Source organism: Deltaproteobacteria bacterium (assembly GCA_016235345.1).
In the GTDB taxonomy this organism is placed as follows: Bacteria; Desulfobacterota; Desulfobacteria; order Desulfobacterales; family Desulfatibacillaceae; genus JACRLG01.
This window is the reverse complement of record JACRLG010000024.1, coordinates 90,740-110,333: the sequence shown is the minus strand read 5'-3', so window position 1 is coordinate 110,333 and position 19,594 is coordinate 90,740. Positions and strand designations below refer to the sequence as shown.

Below are 19,594 nucleotides of genomic sequence, written 5' to 3'. Positions count from 1 at the left end.
GATTACCCACCCCCGGACGCCCATTTAAACAATCAAGGCTTTAACAACCTGTTGAAAAAGACTGGCAGTAAAGCCCGCCGAAAAACGATGAGTTGCAAGGCGCACGAAAAGCCAATGAGTAAGCGTACTTTTCGTACGTGACGGAATTGGCTTTGAAGTGCAACACAGCAAATCGCGTTTTTCGACGGGCTGTCAAGGCTATTTCTTGGCCCCGGCCATGGCCATGAGGGAGCGGAAGTTGGACAGGGAATAAAGATGCGCGTAGATCACCGCGAGATAGCCTGTGCGCACCAGGTTCACTATCTTTGCCTCGTCCATGCCGGAGATCGCGGTCTCGTCGGCCATGAGGAGCTTACCGAAGCCGATCTTCTCGCCTGCGGGCAGGGTGATGTTGGCGGTGAAATCCTTGAAGAGCTTGGAATCGGCCAGGGTCTTGATCATCTCCTGGGTGGCGGCGTGCTGCATGTGGTAGTTGCGAAGGAAGGCCACCACGTTCTGAAACTCCTTGGTCTGCTCGCCCTTGTCGTCGAAAAGCGCGAAACCGGTGTCCTTGCCGAAACCGTCGTAGCTGGAATCCGCGCACACCGCAAAGGAGCCGTCCTGGCCCACGTTGCTTGCAAGGATGAAGGGATAGCGGCGGAAAAAGGCGGGGATGTAGCAGCCTTCCTTCCAGTTGCCCTTCTTGTCCACAAACATGTTCTCATTGTTCCTAAGGCCAAGGATGGCCACGGGCACGATATCTTCATTGTTGGTCTTTGTGAAGACCACGGGATAGTATTTTGCGGCTTCCAGGAATTCCTGGCCCACCAGCACCACTGAGTTCAGTTTTGCGGCAAAGGAGAAGTTGGTTACGGGGGCGATTTTGACGGATTTGTGGGTTACGGAATTGATGAAAATGGGGTTTTTGTAGATACCGGCTTCTGCCATGATGTTTCTCCTTGAGGTTTTGTGGTGCAGTGAAAAAAGTCAAATGGAAGCCCGGCGAAAAATGGGCTTCTGTTCCAGGAAGGCGATTCTCGATACCAGAAAAAAAACCGCCCGTCAACCGCAACAATCGGATAATTCAATGTTTTTCACAGAATGTTTGTGGCGGGCTTCACCACGGGCCTTGAAAATTCCATCCGATTGAGTGTTGCCTTATCAATCCGGTTGGTCTATCTTTAACAGGCTGTCGAAAAACGCGATCCGCCAGTGTTCGCACTTCAAAGCCAATTCCGTCACGTACGAACATACTGATTTAGCCCAAGAACTCTGCGATTTCCTGGGCGGGTACGCTTGACTCATTGGCTTTTCGTACCGCCTTCACGGCTCATCGTTTTTCATCAGCCTGTCCTATTCGAGTTTTTCAACAGGCTTTTAAGGCTTGATTGAAAAGGCTTTCCCTGTCTTTTTTGATGTCGCAATATAGGCATGTTTTGGAGCTTGTCAAAATCTTCACCAAAATTTCCTCGGGAAATCGAAAAAACGGTCCTTAAAGCGGAGGTTTCGCATGAAAAAACCCGGCGCACGAAATGCCGGTGTCGGCACAATCCTACTGGCCGCCCTTGTTCTTTTCCTGGCCGCGTTCCCCCTTGCTTCCGCCCTGGCGGAGCCCGTAATCGACGGATTCGTGTGGATCAAGGGCGGCACCTTCAACATGGGCAGCACCGCGCCCGATGCCAACGCTGATGAAAAGCCCGCCCACTCGGTGACTGTTTCGGGCTTTTACCTGGGCAAACACGAGATCACGCGAGGGGAATGGTTCGACGTGATGGCCACCCGGCCCTGGCTTGAAGACGACGGCGTAACCCCGCGCGAGGGAGTCGTTCTCGGAGCCACCGAAGACGAGGACGACGCCTTCCCGGCCTCCTGCATAAGCTGGACCCAGGCCATGGCCTGGTGCGCGGCAAAAAACGCCCTGGCAGGCGCCAACTGGTACAGGCTCCCAACCGAGGCGGAATGGGAATACGCGGCCCGGGTTGGAAACCTGGGAAACTTCATGACCTATTCGCCTGAAATCACCGTTGACAACCTGGCCGATTACGCCTGGTTTCGGGACAACACCGTGCTTTTAGGAGAAGCCTTTACCCACCCCGTCGGCCTAAAGCTGCCCACCAGGTGGGGCCTTGCCGCCACCGACTGGCTCTACGACATGCACGGCAACGTGGCCGAATGGGTGCTGGACTACTACGACGGCTATTCGGCGGCGGCCCAGAACGACCCGTCAGGCCCTTCAACCGGCACCGCAAGAATAACTCGCGGAGGCTCTTTCCAGGAATCGGCCTACATACCGCCCGGCTCGGACTGCTCGTCGGCCAACCGCTCGCCCGCGTCAGCCTCAGTAACCAACAAGGGCATAGGCTTTCGGGTTCTTCGCCAGCTTTCCCCTTACGCCTACCTCCCCGGCCAGGGCGGTTCGGGCGGCGGCGGCACGGTGGTTGTAAAACCTAGCTCCTCCGAGGGCGGCGGTGGCGGCGGCTGTTTCATTCGGACGCTTTTTTCCCGATGAATCGCAGCGCGACCGAAAAACCGGGGCGGCATTTTTCGCAGGACGAAGCAACTCCGGGGCTTGACGTGATCATCCCGGTTTATAACGAATCCGGGGAGGTGGTGCGCCAAACCGTGGACGGGGTGAAGTTCTCGCTTGCGAAAAGGGGGAGCTTCCGCATCATCGTCGTTGATGACGGCTCGTCCGCGCCCTGCCTTCTCCAATGCCCGGACCCCCTGGTTACGGTGGTGCGCCACGAAAAAAACAGGGGCTACGGAAGGGCGCTAAAAACCGGCATAGAAAATGGCTCCGCGCCTCTCATCGCCATAATCGACGCGGACGGAAGCTATCCCGCAGGCGACATGGCCCGGCTTGCGGAGCTGATGAACGTAAGCGACATGGTGGTGGGCACCAGAAACGGCCCGGTTGTTGAGGAATTTCCCCTCAGGGTCTTTTTGAAGCGGGGCCTCAATCTTGCCGCATCCATCCTGACCGGCTCCCCGATAACCGACTTAAACAGCGGCATGAGGGTGTTTTCCCGCGAGCTTTGCCTTAGGTTCTGGGACCACTATCCCGAAGGCTTCAGCTTCACGTCAACCATAACGATGGGGGCCGTTTTCGGAGGCTTTCGGGTGACCAATGTTCCCATCAACTATTACCGCAGGGTGGGCCAGTCCTCGGTAAGGCTTTTGCGGGATTCCTTTCTCATGGCTGTAAAGCTCATCCGGCTGACTTACGTATTCAGGTTCAGGAAAAATCCCCGCCGTAACGCTCCCCTTTCGTGAACGCGCCGCCCCTTTCCATAAATATTTCGTGCCACAGGGCATAGGTCAGAAGGTTCCATACGATGCGGGCGTAATAGAGTTTCCCGGATCGGTATCTTTCCACCAGCATCCCCACCCTTTTCGGATCGAACATCCCCTGCCGCCTTATGTTTTTTTCCGACAGCATCGCCTCCGTGAGGGGTTTGAGGCTCGCCAGCCAGTGGTGGATGGGCACGAAAAAATTCTCCTTTTTCTGCCTGACAACCCTTTCCGGCAAACGGGATTTTAAGGCCGCACGGAGAAACTTTTTTCCGCCGCCCAGCCCCACCTGGCTATCCATGGGAATCCTGGCCGCAAATTCCACCACCCTGTGATCGAGATAAGGCACCCGGCATTCCAGGCCGTGAGCCATGGTCATGGCGTCCGACTTCATCAGTAAATCCGTGGCAAGCCTCTTGGCCAGCTCGAAACGCAGAAGCTCAGGCAGGCCTTCCCTGTTGCCCGCAGCCCCGATCCAGGGGGCCATGACGCCTTCCGCAAGGGCCTCTATGCTGCCTTGGTCAAGATGCTCGGAAAGGATCAGGCCCTTCATCTCGTGGGGCATTATTACCGATTGAAGGGCGAGGTAGCTTTTGCGCGGATTGGCGGAATCGGCCAGAAGGATTTTCAGCCGGTCGAGCCCTTCGGGCATGAGCATGGAAAAATAGGGGAAAATCCCGTCCATCAGCTTTTTGGGCGCAAGCCGCATGGCTTCCGGCAAAACCTGCAGGAGGCCCTTGGGAGCCAGCCTTCCTGCAAGCCTTAGGGCGTTTAGGATGTATATCCTCTCGTAGCCCCCGAAAAGCTCGTCAGCGCCCTCGCCAGCGCACACCGCCTTCACGTGCCGGGCGGCCTCCCTTGCAAGAAGATAAAGGGGAATGGAGGCCGGGTCGGCGTTCAGTTCGTCGTAATGCCAGACGATTTCGGGCAAAAGCCGACAGGCTTCGGCGTCCACCGCAACCGGGTGATGGACGTTTCCGAAGCGCTCCGAAAGCGCGGGAAGGTTGCCGGACGCCCCAAGCCCGTCCATTTCCACGGTGAAGGTGTGGACCGGCCTTTCGCTTTCGCTCATGATGGCAAGAAGCCCCGATGAATCGAGCCCGCCCGAAAGAAAGAGCCCGGTGGCCCCGTCGCCCAATAGATTCGTCTTCACGGCGCTTTCCAGAAGCGCGCCAAGCTCTTCGGGCCTCGATGATCCGTCACCGGTTCCGAACCGTGGCAGGGTCCACCAGGGCGAAATCTCGGCCCGCCCGTTTTTGAAGGTTCCCCTGTGGCCGGGCTGGAGCTTCATCACGCCCCTGAAGATGGTCTCGTCAAGGTCGTTGTGCCTAAACTGGAGAAAATAGGCCAAAGCCTTGGGGTTGGGCGACACGGGGCCGAATCCCAGGGCCGTTATGGCGCGCGGCTGGGACCCGAAATAGAAACAGCCGTTTTTTTCGGCGTAATAAAATGGCTTTATGCCCAGCCGGTCGCGTGCGAAAAAGAGGCTCTTTTCCAGCCTGTCCCAAATCGCGAAGGCGAACATGCCGGAAAAATCGTCAAGGCACCTCTCACCCCTAAGGATGTAGGCCGCAAGGATCACCTCGGTGTCCGTGCCGGAAAAAAAACGGAGTCCGCTTTTTTCCAGCTCCCGCCGGATTTCCCTGAAATTGCCCACCTCGCCGTTATGGACAATCGCGTACCGCCCCGAAGGGTCCCTCATGGGCTGGCGTCCGGCGTCGCCCGCCGAATCCAGGATGGCCAGCCGGGTGTGGGCAAGGGCCGCGCCGTCATCCATAAAGACGCCGCTTCCGTCCGGCCCCCTGTTGCGCATGACCGAAAGGGCGGAGCAAAGCTCCTTTTCCGTCACCCGGATTTTTCCTGCAGCCCCGGCTATTCCGCACATATTATTTCCCCCCGCCGGGGGCGATCTTCGACATGGCACGCTTCCGGGCGGAATTAAGGCTGAGTCTGGAAAAACCGGCTCCCGCCGCAAGAAAAAAAACCATGTCGAATGGATACCTGTACCGGATCATGCCCAGGCTCGCAAAAAATTGGGGTACGTAAAGAAAGAACATGGTGAGAAACAGGCAGGCCATAAAATAATTTTTCGGATCATTTTCTCTTCGCATGAATAAAAAACCTGCCGTTATTCCGAAGATGATAAAAAAAATATTCCCCAGCATCGATGAAAACAGGAGATAAAAGGCGCGAAGAAAAGAGACCGCGCGGGATGAAGGCGGGGGGGGGCCGTCTTTCGACATGCGCTGGGAGAACTCCAAAAGGCCGCTGAACTTTTCGACGTACAACAACTGCAGGACAAGCTCGGCCACCGAATACCTGAAATACTCAAAGGGGTAGGTCAATACATATTTTCTCCACAGCTCCATTATCACCCGGTCGGTTTCAATGTTGTACACGCACCTGTTTCCATTGAATTTGGGAAGTATCTCACCGGTTATGTGGTTAAAGGCGTTAACCCAGATATTTTTGTCATCAGGGCCGACTTGGACCAGATAATCCCTTACCGCCGCAAGTTTCGGATCTGAAACCCTGACTCCTGACAGGGGGGCCTTGGAATCGTAAACCAGGCGATACATCGCCGCCTTCGGAAGCCCGGACGAAATTCCGAAAAGCCCGTAGTGGGTATAAGTGGCCCCTGCCACATAAAGGTGGAGCGAAAGAAATCCGAGAGCCAGCCAGCCGGAAAACTTCAACAGGCTTTTTACCTGCCTTCTGGCCAGGTAAAAGGGAAAAAGGGCCAGAAAAATGACGAAGACCTGATATTGAATTACCGGACGCACGTTTGATGCCACCGAAGCCAGAAATCCGGCCAGAAAAAACCACGCGCAGCACCATTTTGACCGGGCCTTTTCCTCTTTGAGGGCCATCCAGAGAACTGCGAGATGGCAAACCACAAAAAAATTGAACAGGGTTTCGCTCATTATCGAGTGGGCGTAGAGAACGAAGCCGCCGTAAACGGACACGAAAAGGCCCGAAAAAAGCCCTCCATTCCTGCCGGAGATATCCCTGCCTATGAAATATAAAATAACGGCGCAGAAAAGCACCAGAAAGTGCTGAATCAGCATGGCGGGAAAATGCCCGAAACACTCCAGGAATTGGCCATACATGAAAGGATAGTGAGGAATACGTATAGCGTTGAAAAAAGTCGGGTAGTTGAAGCTGTCGCATTGAACGAAGGGCTTGACCCGAAAAACAATAAGCGGAACGCGCACGGCGAACCAGGCTGCCGCGATAATGAACAGATCGCGCAGCCAAGCGTTTTCGGGCGGCGTGAAAGGCGCGGGAGGACTCTTCGCGCCTGTTGACTCTTCTTGGGCGGTTTCCATACGTGGGCTGGGCTCCGGCAGACTTCTCAGTTGTAAAGCCAGTTGCACCTTTGGCACTGGGGCGGGTTGCTCCCGGTCAGCCTGCGGCATTCCTCAAGGTAGCGCCTGTATTTCCGGGCGGTTTCCGACTTCCAGGCATCTTTCAAGCCGTGGGTTTTTATGTTGCCGTAAGACACGTGCGGATAATCTATGCAAAACACCATGTCGCCGCTTGGAACCACGTGCATTGCCAGATACGGAACCGTGCAAAATCTTGGCGAAACCTCGATTTCGCTTCCCCCGTAATAGGCTTTGAGGCTTCTCGGCGAAAAGCCCCCGGCGTCGAGAAAACTCAATACGAAATTCTTCCGCGCCCCGGCCACGGCCATCAACTGCTCCGCAAGAGATTCCGGGTTGACCTGCGTCACCGGCTCGTTCACGAAGGCGTCCCAGGCCCCCGGCTCGAAACCGAAGCTCTTCGATACGGCGTCAGCCTCGTCCCTGGCCTTTTCGGAAACGTAGTTTATCAGTTGGACGTTCCACCAGTCTATGGGAAGCTCTTTTAAAATTCCGAAAAGCTCGATCAGCCGGTGGTGGTTGGCGGCGCTCACCACCGTGGAAACCATTATGAGCGGCCCCGCGCTTCCAAGGGATTTTCGCGCAAGGAAAAGATTTTTGATTCCCAGGGCGGCCCTGTCAAAGGCGAAATCCCTGCCCCTTATGGCATTGTGGACGTCGCGCGGCCCGTCCAGGGAGATGGTCACGGCGTCCACGCCGGTTTTTACCAGGGCGCGTGCGAGGGCGGCGTCGGAAAGAAGCACCCCGTTGGTGGAGAGCCTGGAAGCAAGGCCCAGGCGACCGGCATCGTCAAGCATCCCCAAAAGCCCGTCGCCAAGAAGAAGCGGCTCCCCGCCGGTCAGCTTGAGGTAGGGGCGGGGCCGCCATTTCGAGGCTTCCGTGAGCGCCGGGAGAAGGTCGGCACGGGTGATGCGTCGGCCAAAAAATTCCGGGCGCTTCATCACCTTTCTTATTCCGCACATGGAGCATTTTAACTGACAGGCGCTTTCCACCGCCACCACAAGCTCCACCGGGTGGGGCAGCACGAAACCGGGACGCGCCCGGCACAGCATTTCGGCGGCCCGGCGAACGGCCACGGCTCCAGCCATACGCCTGTGGCGGGCCGAAAGAAGGGTTAGGCGGAATCGGTTTGCGGCGCGGTTAAAAAACACTAAGGCGACCCTTCATGAATGGACGGAAACCGGAATCCCTTATGCTCCGCCGGACCGGAAATCTTTCCCGAAACCTGTTATTCGGTCTTACGCCCATATCCCGCCAGGGCCGCAAGAAAAAAGTCGCTTTCTTTAAGGCCCCTTGCGCTGTAATCCCCCAGAAAATCGCGGATGTTCTCAAGATACCCCATGCCGGTTTCAGGGCTCGCGCCCGGCGAAATGGAGCCTTTCGCCTCCTGACAGGCTTTCATGAAGGCTTCTATCACCCAAGCGGCTTCCGGGTTCTTTCCCACAAGCGCCGCGTAAAGGGAAAGGTCCTGGGCGAAAAGCCGGCCAACCAGGGCGAGCTTGGCCCGGAAGATGGGGGTGGCGAAGGGAAGAAGGGTTTCCGGGGCAAGGCCCAGATCGGCAAGGGTGCGGCCAAGGGCTATGGTGATGAAGTGCGTCAGGCCCTGCACCACGGCGGTCATGCGGTCGTGGGTTACCGGATCGCTTTGGGTGACCTTCGCCCCTCCCTTTGAAAGCTCAGCCCCAAGCCAGGCCGCCCAGACTGAACCCCGCATGGGGCAGAGAACCACGTTCTGGCCCTTTAATGATTCCGTGGAAGGCCCGAAGAGCGGATGGGCCGCCACCACCTCGGCCCCGGTGCTTTCCAGCATTGCGGAGGCAATCTCGCTTTTTAACGAGCAGATGTCCATCAAAGCCTGGGTTTCGCCCATCAACGGCCCCACCCGGCGGGCGGTTTCAAGGGCTGCGGAAAGCGGCTGGCTTATAATCACCACCTGGGAGCCCCGGACAAGCTCGTCTTCGGTGAGTTCCGTTTTTCTGCCGCAGATGAGAACCCTGTGCCCGGCGCTTTCAAAAAAACGGCGGAACCACTGGCCCATGAGCCCGGTTCCGCCTATTATGCCTATGGTTACGCTTTTTCTATTAAAGTGGGGTTCCATTTTTCTCCGTGATTTTCTTCCGAATGCCTGCCAGCCTGTTGAAAAAGCCTGGATAAAAACGATGAAGTGCAAGGAAGGCAAGCGGACGGCGGCGGAGCGTGCTTTATGCACGTGAGCACGACGCCCGCGAAGCCTGACACAGCAAATCGCGTTTTTCGGCGGGCTGTTACCAGCCGGAAACAGCCCTCTGCTGAAGAATGAAATCCGCCAGAACCAGCATGATCATGGCCTCGCAAACAACGTTGACGCGGGGAATTGCACACACGTCGTGGCGGCCCCCCACGGAAAGCTTCACAGCGCTGTTTTCGAGGTCCACGGTGTCCTGCTCCATGACGATGGAGGGTATGGGCTTCACCGCCACCCGGGCCACTATGTCCTGGCCGCTTGAAACCCCGGCCAGAACGCCGCCAGCGTTGTTGGAGGAAAACCCCTGGATGGTAACGGGATCGTTGTTGACGGAACCCGTGGACCTGGCTGCGGCGAAACCGGAGCCTATCTCAACCCCCTTCACCGCGCCTATGCTCATGAGGGCTGCCGCAATTTTCGCGTCCAGCTTGTCGAAAACAGGTTCGCCAAGCCCTGCGGAAAGGCCGGTGGCGGTTACCTCCACGATTCCGCCTATGGAGTCCCCTATACCCCGCACCTCCTTCACCCGCTCGTCCATTTTCAGCGCCGCGTCGGCGTCCGGGCAGCAGTAGGGGTTTTCCCCGCATTGGGCGTAATCCATATCTACCGCCTTTACGCCCCCCATTTCAAGTGTCGCGGAAAAAACCTTTATACCGGCCCTTTCCAGCACCCGCCCGGCAACGGCCCCGGCGGCTACCCGGCCCACCGTTTCACGGGCCGAGGCCCGGCCTCCGCCCCTGTGGTCGCGTATGCCGTACTTCTTATAATAGGTATAATCGCCGTGACCCGGCCTGAAAACCCGCTCCAGCGCCCCGTAATCACGGCTTTTATGGTCGGTGTTTTCCACCATAACGCAGATGGGGGTTCCGGTGGTGAGGCCTTGGAACACGCCCGAAAGTATGCGGACGCTGTCCCCCTCGCGCCGCGCCGTCCCCGCCGCCGAGCCGTTTCCGGGCTTTCTGCGGTCCAGCATTGTCTGGATGTCCTTCTCGGACAGGGCCAGCATGGGCGGGCAGCCGTCTATCACCGCGCCTAAGGCGGGGCCGTGGCTTTCGCCCCAGGTGGTGACCCGAAACATTGTTCCAAAGGTGTTACCCGGCATGGAATTGCCCCGCTGATTCAAAAATTTCGCGTACTATTTCGGATACCTGAAGATCGTCCGTGGCTATCGTGACGTGCGCCGCCGCCGCGTAAAGCGGGCCGCGCTGCGATAGCACGTCCTCGATCTCCGACAGCACATCCTGCCCCGTAAGAGACGGCCTCTGGGATGACGTGACCGAATCCGCCCCCATGCGGTTTCTGATGACTGCAGGCTCCGCCGTAAGCCAGACCACGCATCCGGTTTCCCGCATGAGCGCCGTATTTTGCGGACGAAGGATGACCCCGCCCCCCGTGGCCACAACGAGCCCGCCATGCTCGGCAAGCCTTTTCAGCACTGCGCTTTCCCGGTCGCGAAATCCTTCCCAGCCCTCTTCGGCAACTATGGAGGCCACGTCCTTTCCGGCTTCACCCACCAGAACTTCATCCGCGTCGGCGAAATCAAGCCCAAGCACATCCGCCAGGGCCCGTCCCACGGTTGTTTTTCCGGTACATCGGTATCCTGTAAGATAAATATTTTGCGCACGGATCATGCGTACATTTTCTCCCACTGGTCCCAAAAATCCGGGAAGGATTTGCCAACGCAAGAAGGATCGCGGATGACCGTTCCCGGAGCCCTCAGGCCGACCACGGCAAAACTCATGGCTATTCTGTGGTCCTCGTATGTTTCGATGGAGGCCGGTTTCGGGACGCCGCCTTCTATGGTGAGGGTTTCGCCGTCGGTTGCGGCCTTGATTCCCATTCGGGAGAGCTCCCGGACAACTGCCTCCAGCCTGTCGGACTCCTTCACCTTAAGGTGCGCCACGTTGAGAATCCGCGTTGTCCCTTTGGCAAAGGCCGCCACGGCGGCAAGTGTGGGCACCACGTCGGGCATGTCGCCCATGTCGACGGTGATCCCCTTGAGCTGGCCGCCGGAAACCGTTATGCCCTGCCTGCCCTCTCGCACCACTGCGCCCATTTTTTCCAGCACCCTGACGAACCCGGCGTCCCCCTGGGCTGAGGTTGCGGAAAGGCCGGGAACCGTTACCGGGTTTCCGGTGATGGCCCCTGCCGCGAAAAAATAGCTGGCGGCGCTCGCGTCCGGCTCCACCGCGTACTTGCCTGGAAGATAGAAATCCTTACCCGTTACCGAGAAATTTTCATAGCCTTCGCGTTTGACTTCCACGCCGAAGGAATTCATCACCGAAAGAGTGAGGTCCACGTAGGGCCTTGAAACCAAGCCCCCTGAAACCGAGATGGCGAGCCCCTCCGGGCAGTACGGGGATATGAGGAGAAGCGCGGAAAGGAACTGGGAGCTTTTTCGGCAGTCAACATAAACGTGGCTTCCGGTTATGGGGCGGCATTTTATGCGCACCGGAGGGCAGCCGCCTGGGCTTAATGCCTCGGCAACCGCGCCAAGCGCGTTTATGGCCGAAAGAAGCTCACCCACGGGACGCTCGCACATGCGGCGGCTTCCGGTCAGGGTGTAGGCTCCCTTTCCAAGCACCGCCACCGCTGACAGGAGGCGCATGGAAGTGCCTGAATTTTCCAGGTAAATGGGATCGGAATAAGGCGCAAGATCGGCCCCGGTGCCTGTGATTTCCAGGCGGGACCCGTTTTGGGTGATCCCGGCCCCCATTCGGACAAGGCCCTCGCGGGTGAGCTCCGTGTCGCGGCTCAAAAGGGCGTTTTCGATCACCGATTCGCCTGCGGCAAGGCTTGCCGCAATGAGCATCCTGTGGGTCAGGCTCTTGGAACCGGGCACGCTTGCCGTAAACGGGCCGCTTTGGGCCGACTTTATGGTCTTGTACATTTTCATTTTCCTGGTTGGGGAAAAAGAGCGTCAAGCACGGTTTTTCTCATCACGGCATACGGCGCTTCCCTGCCCGTCCAAAGCGTGAACTGCGCTGCTCCCTGGTAAACGAACATTGCGGCCCCGTCAACCGTTTCGCAGCCTTTTTGTTTCGCCTCCCGCAAAAACCGGGTTTCAAGGGGATTGTATACAACGTCCATCACAACCATTCCGGGCCGGAAAAAATCGGCGGATACAGGGGTATCTTCAACCTTGGGAGCCATGCCGAGGGGCGTGGCGTTGACTGCAATATCGCAGGACTCCCCGGATGCTTGCGATAGAAGCAGCACCTTGGCATTAACTTCACCCGCGAGTGTTTCAGCCTCTTGGGCGTCCTCCGGCCTGTGGGCGATGGCCACCTTCGCCCCGGCGTTTTTCACCGCGTGGGCCACGGCCCGCGCCGCCCCGCCGCTTCCCAGAAGAAGGAGGGATTTTCCCGCAAGCGAAATTTTTTCCTCAAGGGCAATGACAGCGCCAAGGCCGTCGGTGTTTTTCCCGTAAAGCCGCCCGCCGTCATTGATGATGGTATTCACCGCTCCCATTTTCCGGGCCGCCTCGTCAACCTCGTCAAGATGATCCATCACCGCAAGCTTATGGGGAATGGTGACCGAGGCCCCGCGCATGGAAAGCGTCCGCACCGCCTTCATGGCCGCCCCTATGTCGGTGACGTCAAAGGCGAGATACACGCAGTTTAAGCCAAGTTCTGAAAAGGCCCTGTTGTGCATGGAAGGCGACAGGCTGTGGCCCACCGGGTGCCCGAAAACGGCGTGGAGAACGGTTTTTGCGTCAGGCAGCATATTATTATTTCCTTTGCCCGCCTTATTTGAAAAAAGCCGGGCACAAAGCCTGGATAAAAACGATGAAATGCAAGGCGCGCGAGCGAGTGGCGAGGGAGCGTACTCTTTTGTACGTGACCGAGCCGCGAGGCGATGCGCTGGCGCACGCAGTTCGCTTTTTTAGACAGGCTTTCAGACGTTCTCGGAGATGGGATACGACCCCAGCCACTTGATGAACGCGCAGTACGGCTGCATCTTTTCCAGCACGCCCTTTACGATCTCGTCTTCGATGTGGCCCACCAGATCGACGTAAAAAAGATAATGCCAGCTTGCGCTTTTGGATGGCCGACTCTCCAGCTTCACCATGTTTATGCCCGATTCCGAAATGGGCTGAAGCGCGTGGTAGAGCGCGCCCGGAACGTGGGCCGTGGCGAAGAGGATGGAGGTCTTGTCGTTACCGGTCGGGGACACCTTGTCCTTGCCGATTACAAGGAATCGGGTGGCGTTGTGGGTGGCGTCCTGGATGTGGGAGGCAAGCACGTCAAGATCGTACACCACCGCCGCGAGGCTGGATGCGATGGCGGCTGTTCCCGGCTCCTTCACCGCAAGCCTGGCCGCCTCTGAGGTGGAGGCCGCCTCCACTAGCTCCGCGTTGGGAAGGTGCCTCCGAAGCCATGCCCTGCACTGGGCCAGGGGCTGCGGGTGGGAGTACACCCTTTTGATGTCCTCGATCTTCGCCCCCTTGCTCATAAGTTCATGCACTATGGGGGTGTAGATTTCGGCGAGAATCAGGGCGTCGGCGCTGTAGAGAAGGTCTAAGGTGTGATTCACAGCGCCTTCGATGGAATTTTCCACCGGCACCACGCCGTACTCGCACTTTGATTTTTCCACCTCGTCGAACACGTCGGCAATGGAGACCTGAGGCACGAAGCTCGTGGTCTGGCCGAAGTGGCGGGTGGCGGCAAGATGCGTAAAGGTGGCCTCCGGGCCGAAATAGGCGACCTTTACCGGCTTTTGAATCTTGCGGGCCGCCGCCATCACCTCGGCGTAAACGAGCCTTAAGGTGTCCTGGGGAAGCGGCCCGTTGTTCAAGGACGCAACCCTTGAAAGCACGGCCCTTTCACGGGAGAAATCCACCACCGAAAGGCCCTTGTCCTTTTTCACCCGCCCTATTCTCTGGGCGATTTCGATGCGCTTGTTGAGGAGATTGACCATCTGCTCGTCAACGGAGTCAATCTCCTGCCGCAGGGCGGCTAATTCAGCGTCCCTGCCGTTTGGGGGTCCGTTCATGGAAGTAATCCTTCATGGAAAGGCCTGCTATTTTTCGAGGATGGTTTCCTCTATCTTCATTCCGAAATGCCGCCCGCCCTCCTCCAGGGCCGCCAGCACCTTGTCTCCGGGGTTGAGCTTAACCACAGATACCGGCTTTCCTGCCGTATCTGTCAGGCGTATGGTTTCGGCGTTCTGGAGAACCACTGAAAACTCCTTTTCCCCGGCCCTTGCGGTGACCAGAAGGAGCGGCCTTTTTTCGATCTTTACCCTGCCCACTGCGGCGGGCTCGGACTTGCCCGTGTAATCGCTTACCAGCACGGCATCTCCGCTTTTGAGTTCCGACAGATAGCGGGTCTTGCCGCCCGGAATGCGGGTGTAAGCGTGAACAGCACCGGCGTTGACCCTGAAGGGCCTTGGGGCCACGTATGGGTTTTCAACGCTTTCGGCGTGAACCAGGAAAAGGGCCTTGCTGGAATTGCCCACCAGCATCCCCTGGCCAAGCCCCATATTAGTGCAGGTGTCCACGCAGACCCGGTCGCCCATGCCCACGGGTTTCACGTTTACGATTTCAGCGGGGACGAGGGCCGCGTCCTCGTCCCCGCTTTTAAGGGTGGTGAGTATTCGCTTCAGTTCCAGGGGGTCGCGGGTTTCGGTGAGAATGCCCCATACCCCGTGCTCCAGGACTCCGGCGGCCATCTGCGCCCCGTCGAAATCAGCCACCGGAACGACAACCTCGGCTTTTCGGGCGATGAGGTTTTCCAGGGGGATTATGGTCCAGTCGGGCGTGTGCACTATCACCCGGCCCTTTGCCGCCGCCGCCACAACAGCCGGTTCGTCGTCCTGGCTTGTCACTTCGATTTCGATAACGTCGCGCCCCGGAACAAGGTCGCCGTTGTCGGAGATGACCGCCATCCTGGAAAGCTCCCTCACCTTTTCGGTGTCGGAAGGCTCGACCATTAAGGCGTCAGCCCCGTTTTCAATGGCCGTGGTGGCCAGTTTTTTGTCCCAGGGGATAATCTTCACCCATACGGATTTCATGCAAACCTTTCCTTCCTTCTTTACGGCCCGTCCAAAAACGCGAACTGCTGTGTCACGCTTCAAAGCCAATTCCGCCACGTACTTTCAGTACGCTTGCTCATTGGCTTCTCGCGTTCCTTGCATTTCATCGTTTTTATCCAGGCTGCGAATCCGGTCATGTCCGCTATTTTGACAGGTTAAGCAAGAATCTTAAGGGCCTCATCCACCGTCACTTCGTTATGGACGATGGCGGCGATGGCGCGGGTCATCTTTTCCGGGTCGTCGTGCTGGAAGATGTTGCGGCCTATGGAGGCCCCGGAGCCGCCGGCGTCAATGGAGCCCTTCACCATTTCCAGGATGTCACGGTCGGAGTCCATCTTGGCCCCGCCTGCTATAACCACGGGCACGCCGCAGCATTCCACGACCTCGCGGAAGGTTTCGGCGCTTCCGGTGTAGGGGACTTTAACGATGTCCGCGCCCATTTCGTAGCCAAGGCGGGCCGCGTGTTTCACGTATTCCACACCATACTCGTTGGTGATTTTCTTGCCGCGTGCGTAGACCATTGCCAGGAGCGGCATTCCCCAGTTCCGGGCCTCGTAGCTTATACGCCCGAAATCCTTGAGCATTTCCTTTTCCTTGCCATCACCTATGTTGACGTGGATGGATACCGCGTCAGCGCCCAGCTTCATGGCTTCTTCAAGGGACGTGACAATGGTCTTGGCGTTGGGGAAGGGAGAAAGCGCCGTGGAGGCCGAAAGGTGCAGAATGAGGCCGATGTCCGGGCCTTTTCCGCGATGGCCGGCCCCGACCAGGCCCTTGTGCTCCACAACCGCATTGGCCCCGCCCCTGGCAACCGCCGAAACCGCCTTTTTCATGTCGATAAGCCCCGCTATCGGCCCCACCGAAATGCCGTGATCCATGGGGACTATGACCATTCTGCCGGTTTCGCGGTTCTTGATCCTCTCAAGCCTGATCTGTTTGCCGACCATCGTCATGACACTTCTCCTCGATCCTGGAATGTTGTTGTTGCTCATCTGCCTTGCTCCCTGAAATGACTGAAACGTCGTTTTTCAGGAGCCGTTTTGAACCTTAAAGACTATTTATCGTCGCCTTTGCCGCCGAAAACGGCCCCGTGCCGGAACCTGCCAAGCCCGTCACCCGGTAAGCAAAGGCAGGCCGGACGGAAGCTGCGCAAACACTCGCCACGCACATTTTCCGCCCGGCTTTGACATTTCCTCCAATTTTCATCTTCATCGAAAACCCTCGTTCAATGCTCTTTTCCAGTTTTGATGATGCGGCCAAGCCCGACCGCTGCGTGAGGTCTTTCTTTTTGCCTTTTCTCCGCTCCCCTTCCGCCCAGGTTTTGGGGCTGCGTAGTCGCTTAGGGCAAGGAAGGCGAGGAAGCCGTGAGGGAGCGTACGCTTTTGTACGTTACCGAAACGGATTCCGATGCCTGACACAGCCATCAGCGACTACGATGCCCCAAAACGCAAAGAGCCGAGGCGGACTGTTAGGTCCGCCTCGGCTCGGTTCGCGTCGCCTGTATGTTCAGATCAGGGCCGCGCACCTCCGGGCAGACCGGTGCCGTAATAATAAAAGTAAAAGGCCCCGTAAAAGTTCATGCCCGAATTATGCACGGAAAAAGACTCCCTGAAAGATTGACGTTGCCGGGAGTTTTCCATACACAGGCGGATGCTGTCAAGCATTTTTTTACGGTTTTCGAAAATCCGGCATCAAAGGCGTGAAAAACCATTTCGGATTACCGCCCGGTTGACCGCTCACCGACCTTGACGAACGGGGCCGCCGGATGTAGGAATGGCCCGGTGAATCCCTGTCGGGCCTGTGCGGGGGTCTTGTCCCAGAAATCGAAGGCTGAAATGAAATCGTCCAAAATCCTGCCAGCCCTTAAAAACTTCGCCCCTCTCCGGGGCATGTTCATCGAGGGGCGCTACGCCGTTATTGCCGGGCTTCTGTGCCTTCTTTTCGTGGACGGCCTTCAGCTTGTGACGCCGCTCATTATAAGGGATGCGGTGGACTCCCTGGCTGCGGGCCGGGCGGACCAGGACCTTCTTTTTGCGTTCGCCGCCTGGATCGTGGGGCTGGCTGCTGCAATGGCGGTTTTCCGGTATCTTTGGCGCTATTACCTTCTGGGCCACAGCCGGAGGGTGGAGCGTGAGGTGCGGCTAAGGCTCTACGAACACCTTCAGAACCTGGATGACGCCTGGTACCAGAAAACGCCCACCGGAGACCTGATGGCCCGGATGGTGAACGACCTCACCGCCGTGCGCATGGCTGCGGGTTTCGGCCTGGTGGCGGCCATGGACGGCTTCGTGCTGGGCGCGGCTGCTGTGGGGTTCATGGCGGCCATCGACGGCTGGCTAACATTCTGGACCCTTTTGCCCGCACCCTTCGTTATCATCGCAAGCCGGGTTTACACCCAGCGCATGTGGCTTGGATACCAGAAGCTCCAGGCGATTTTCGGGGATCTGACCGAGCGCACCCGCGAGGCCTTTGCGGGAAACCGCGTGATCACCGCCTACGGGCGCAAGGGCTGGATACGCGAGCGCGTGTTCGCGGCAAGCTCCCTGTACGCTTCCAGCAACATCCGAATGGCGAAGAACCTGGGGATATTCTTCCCCATGATGGAGTCCGTCACCAACCTCTGTCTTGCGGTGGTGCTCCTGTACGGAGGGATGCTGGCCGTATGGGGAAGGATCAGCCCCGGCGATTTCGTGGCCTTCATAACCTACCTTTCGCTTCTCGCATGGCCCATGATGGCCATGGGCTGGGTGGCCAACCTCATCCAGCGAGGGGCGGCTGCCATGGAGCGCATAAGCGCAGTGATGGACACAAGGCCCGCAGTACGGGACAAGCCCGGCGCGAAGCCGATTTCGGAACCCGTACGTGGCTGTGTGGAAATCAAATCCCTCACCCTTTCCCATCCGGGAAGGACGGAGACTGCTGTTTCCGGTGTGAGTTTAAACATTCCGGCGGGCTCCTTCGCGGTTTTCGCCGGGGCGGTGGGAAGCGGCAAGAGCACCCTTTTAGCTGCTCTCGCAAGGCTGGTTGAACCTCCTCCCGGAAGCGTGATACTGGACGGACTGGACGTGTTGGACGCAACTCTTTCGTCCCTCAGGAAAAACATGGGCTTCGTAACCCAGGAGCCGGTGATTTTCTCCGAAACCATAAGGGAAAACGTCGTTTTCGGGCGGGACGGCATCTCGGACGAAACCGTGTGGAAGGCCCTTTCGGCTGTGAAACTGGGCGATGAAATAAGCCAGGTCGAAGGCGGGCTCGACGCGGTCATGGGCGAGCGCGGCATAACGCTATCGGGCGGCCAGCGCCAGAGGCTGGCCCTTGCCAGGGCCCTTGCCGGCGACCCGGCGGTTCTGGTTCTTGACGACGCCCTTTCAATGGTGGACGTGCGCACCGAAAGCGCCGTGGTGGACGCTCTTTTGTGGTCCCGCCAGGGCCGGACCACCATCATGGCAACCCATCGCACATCCACCCTCGCCAGGGCGGACGTGATTTTCGTCATGGCCTCGGGGAAACTGGTCGAGGAGGGTTGCCACCGGGAGCTTCTGGAAACCGGCCCTGTTTACGCAAGCATCTATGAAAAGGGCCGCATAGCCGAGTCTCTTGAAGGCGAAGGTTAGCAGCCTGGATAAAAACGCAAGCTCCGTTAGGATCAAACCGGCGGGCTGTAATTCATGAAAACAGGAAGGCTGAAAAGGAGGGGGTTGTGAGGTCAGGGTTCAAAATCGAAATTTTTTTCATCGTGGCCACGCTCTTGTTCGTTTTGCCGGGCTTAGCGGGCGCAAGCCAGGCAGACAACGACCCGAAGGTTAAGGCGGCTTTCGATCGCGGCTGGTATCTTTTCGGGCAGATGCACAAGGATATCAAGAATCTCGATCTGGCCATCGCCCAGTACAGAGAGGTCCTCGCCCTTTATCCGGATAACGCCGACGCCATGTGGAAGATGTCCGAGACCGTGTTCAAGAAGGGGCAGATACTGAAAGACTGGAAAAAGGGAAAGCCGTTTTTCGACCAATCATTAAGCTGGGCCGAGAAGGCTGCAGCAATAGCTCCCCAAAAGCCGGAACCCCATTACTGGATAGCGGTCAACATGGCGGTGATGGCCGAAATAAACAGGACCGTCAAGGCCCTGGGCATGATAAAACGCTGCAAGAGGGAACTCGCCCTGGTGATCTCGCTGGCCCCCAAGAACCGTTTCGCCACCCTTTCCAAAGTGGTTCTGGCCTCCATTTACAACGATTCCCCCTGGCCGGTGCGGGACCTGGAAAAGGCCCTGTGCAACGCAAGGGAGGCCGTGGCCGAAGACCCCAACATGACCTATGCCTCGACGATGCTGGGAAAAGTTTACGCAAGCCTTGGGAAAACCGATCTCGCCAAAAAGGAGCTTTCGCGCTGCCTGTCCATAGCCCGCCCCACCTACGTGTGGGATTCGATAATCTATGACTGGCCGGACGCAAAAAAGGTTCTTGCATCCCTCAAATGAGCCGGTTTGAAATGAAATGTCGCCAGGGTCTTTTTTTTTCGGTGCCGGAGAGGATAAGATATTAAGCGGAGCATGGTTCTTTTCCAAATTTTCAAGGGAATCTGGCCGGGGGGAGAAATACTACAACCCTCATCCTGCAAAGTTTTTTGGAGTTCGAAAAATGGAACCAGACCCTGCTCCCCGTAATATATTTTGATGTAC

Annotated in this window: 16 protein-coding genes; 4 read left to right on the top strand and 12 right to left on the bottom strand. The window is 57.8% G+C overall.

Annotation, left to right across the window (positions count from 1 at the left end; genetic code table 11):
• Nucleotides 1-198: 198 nt before the first annotated feature.
• Nucleotides 199-927 (bottom strand): SapC family protein, encoded by a 729-nt coding sequence (locus HZB23_12475; GenBank protein MBI5845470.1) that lies wholly within the window; start codon nucleotides 925-927, stop codon nucleotides 199-201.
• Between the two features lie 562 nt (nucleotides 928-1,489).
• Here HZB23_12475 and HZB23_12470 point away from each other — a divergent pair.
• Nucleotides 1,490-2,488: an SUMF1/EgtB/PvdO family nonheme iron enzyme gene (locus HZB23_12470; protein MBI5845469.1), complete on the top strand. Its 999-nt coding sequence runs from the start codon at nucleotides 1,490-1,492 to the stop codon at nucleotides 2,486-2,488.
• The gene (locus HZB23_12465) at nucleotides 2,485-3,252 is read left to right on the top strand and encodes a glycosyltransferase family 2 protein (protein MBI5845468.1); all 768 of its coding nucleotides are present in this window, start codon (nucleotides 2,485-2,487) and stop codon (nucleotides 3,250-3,252) included. The genes HZB23_12470 and HZB23_12465 overlap by 4 nt, the downstream gene beginning before the upstream one ends.
• Here HZB23_12465 and asnB read toward each other — a convergent pair.
• The 11 genes from asnB to HZB23_12410 form a co-directional block, all read right to left on the bottom strand.
• Nucleotides 3,215-5,155, bottom strand: coding sequence for an asparagine synthase (glutamine-hydrolyzing) (asnB, locus tag HZB23_12460; GenBank protein ID MBI5845467.1), 1,941 nt, complete (start codon nucleotides 5,153-5,155; stop codon nucleotides 3,215-3,217). The two genes, HZB23_12465 and asnB, sit on opposite strands and share 38 nt — an antisense overlap.
• Before the next feature lies 1 nt (nucleotide 5,156).
• Nucleotides 5,157-6,338: a hypothetical protein gene (locus tag HZB23_12455; protein MBI5845466.1), complete on the bottom strand. Its 1,182-nt coding sequence runs from the start codon at nucleotides 6,336-6,338 to the stop codon at nucleotides 5,157-5,159.
• Between the two features lie 287 nt (nucleotides 6,339-6,625).
• On the bottom strand, nucleotides 6,626-7,807 hold the full coding sequence (locus HZB23_12450; GenBank protein MBI5845465.1) for a radical SAM protein: 1,182 nt from the start codon (nucleotides 7,805-7,807) through the stop codon (nucleotides 6,626-6,628).
• 77 nt (nucleotides 7,808-7,884) lie between these two features.
• Nucleotides 7,885-8,754 (bottom strand): prephenate dehydrogenase/arogenate dehydrogenase family protein, encoded by an 870-nt coding sequence (locus HZB23_12445; GenBank protein ID MBI5845464.1) that lies wholly within the window; start codon nucleotides 8,752-8,754, stop codon nucleotides 7,885-7,887.
• A gap of 166 nt (nucleotides 8,755-8,920) precedes the next feature.
• Nucleotides 8,921-9,982: a chorismate synthase gene (gene aroC / locus HZB23_12440; protein MBI5845463.1), complete on the bottom strand. Its 1,062-nt coding sequence runs from the start codon at nucleotides 9,980-9,982 to the stop codon at nucleotides 8,921-8,923.
• Nucleotides 9,972-10,511 carry a shikimate kinase AroL gene (gene aroL / locus HZB23_12435; GenBank protein ID MBI5845462.1) on the bottom strand — a complete coding sequence of 180 codons (540 nt, stop codon included), beginning with the start codon at nucleotides 10,509-10,511 and terminating at the stop codon, nucleotides 9,972-9,974. The genes aroC and aroL overlap by 11 nt, the downstream gene beginning before the upstream one ends.
• Entirely contained in the window at nucleotides 10,508-11,770 is a 1,263-nt protein-coding gene (gene aroA, locus HZB23_12430; GenBank protein ID MBI5845461.1) for a 3-phosphoshikimate 1-carboxyvinyltransferase, read from the bottom strand. The genes aroL and aroA overlap by 4 nt, the downstream gene beginning before the upstream one ends.
• A 2-nt stretch (nucleotides 11,771-11,772) precedes the next feature.
• On the bottom strand, nucleotides 11,773-12,606 hold the full coding sequence (locus HZB23_12425) for a shikimate dehydrogenase (GenBank protein ID MBI5845460.1): 834 nt from the start codon (nucleotides 12,604-12,606) through the stop codon (nucleotides 11,773-11,775).
• Nucleotides 12,607-12,777: 171 nt separating this feature from the next.
• Entirely contained in the window at nucleotides 12,778-13,875 is a 1,098-nt protein-coding gene (gene pheA / locus HZB23_12420; GenBank protein ID MBI5845459.1) for a prephenate dehydratase, read from the bottom strand.
• A 27-nt stretch (nucleotides 13,876-13,902) separates the two neighbouring features.
• Nucleotides 13,903-14,895, bottom strand: a complete 993-nt coding sequence (locus tag HZB23_12415; GenBank protein MBI5845458.1) for a 3-dehydroquinate synthase II — start codon at nucleotides 14,893-14,895, stop codon at nucleotides 13,903-13,905.
• 176 nt (nucleotides 14,896-15,071) lie between these two features.
• The gene (locus HZB23_12410; protein ID MBI5845457.1) at nucleotides 15,072-15,863 is read right to left on the bottom strand and encodes a class I fructose-bisphosphate aldolase family protein; all 792 of its coding nucleotides are present in this window, start codon (nucleotides 15,861-15,863) and stop codon (nucleotides 15,072-15,074) included.
• Nucleotides 15,864-16,751: 888 nt separating this feature from the next.
• On the opposite strand from HZB23_12410, the gene HZB23_12405 reads away from it, so the two are divergent.
• Nucleotides 16,752-18,530 carry an ABC transporter ATP-binding protein gene (locus HZB23_12405; GenBank protein ID MBI5845456.1) on the top strand — a complete coding sequence of 593 codons (1,779 nt, stop codon included), beginning with the start codon at nucleotides 16,752-16,754 and terminating at the stop codon, nucleotides 18,528-18,530.
• A gap of 86 nt (nucleotides 18,531-18,616) precedes the next feature.
• The gene (locus tag HZB23_12400) at nucleotides 18,617-19,393 is read left to right on the top strand and encodes a hypothetical protein (protein ID MBI5845455.1); all 777 of its coding nucleotides are present in this window, start codon (nucleotides 18,617-18,619) and stop codon (nucleotides 19,391-19,393) included.
• Nucleotides 19,394-19,594 lie beyond the last annotated feature (201 nt).

What these genes read in the sequence shown, in the direction of transcription:
- HZB23_12445 (MBI5845464.1), bottom strand. Translation starts at nt 8,754, where the DNA reads ATGGAACCCCACTTTAATAGAAAAAGCGTAACCATAGGCATAATAGGC.
- HZB23_12465 (MBI5845468.1), top strand. Translation starts at nt 2,485, where the DNA reads ATGAATCGCAGCGCGACCGAAAAACCGGGGCGGCATTTTTCGCAGGAC.
- HZB23_12470 (MBI5845469.1), top strand. Translation starts at nt 1,490, where the DNA reads ATGAAAAAACCCGGCGCACGAAATGCCGGTGTCGGCACAATCCTACTG.
- asnB (MBI5845467.1), bottom strand. Translation starts at nt 5,155, where the DNA reads ATGTGCGGAATAGCCGGGGCTGCAGGAAAAATCCGGGTGACGGAAAAG.
- aroC (MBI5845463.1), bottom strand. Translation starts at nt 9,982, where the DNA reads ATGCCGGGTAACACCTTTGGAACAATGTTTCGGGTCACCACCTGGGGC.
- aroL (MBI5845462.1), bottom strand. Translation starts at nt 10,511, where the DNA reads ATGATCCGTGCGCAAAATATTTATCTTACAGGATACCGATGTACCGGA.
- HZB23_12415 (MBI5845458.1), bottom strand. Translation starts at nt 14,895, where the DNA reads ATGAAATCCGTATGGGTGAAGATTATCCCCTGGGACAAAAAACTGGCC.
- pheA (MBI5845459.1), bottom strand. Translation starts at nt 13,875, where the DNA reads ATGAACGGACCCCCAAACGGCAGGGACGCTGAATTAGCCGCCCTGCGG.
- HZB23_12425 (MBI5845460.1), bottom strand. Translation starts at nt 12,606, where the DNA reads ATGCTGCCTGACGCAAAAACCGTTCTCCACGCCGTTTTCGGGCACCCG.
- aroA (MBI5845461.1), bottom strand. Translation starts at nt 11,770, where the DNA reads ATGTACAAGACCATAAAGTCGGCCCAAAGCGGCCCGTTTACGGCAAGC.
- HZB23_12405 (MBI5845456.1), top strand. Translation starts at nt 16,752, where the DNA reads ATGAAATCGTCCAAAATCCTGCCAGCCCTTAAAAACTTCGCCCCTCTC.
- HZB23_12455 (MBI5845466.1), bottom strand. Translation starts at nt 6,338, where the DNA reads ATGCTGATTCAGCACTTTCTGGTGCTTTTCTGCGCCGTTATTTTATAT.
- HZB23_12475 (MBI5845470.1), bottom strand. Translation starts at nt 927, where the DNA reads ATGGCAGAAGCCGGTATCTACAAAAACCCCATTTTCATCAATTCCGTA.
- HZB23_12410 (MBI5845457.1), bottom strand. Translation starts at nt 15,863, where the DNA reads ATGGTCGGCAAACAGATCAGGCTTGAGAGGATCAAGAACCGCGAAACC.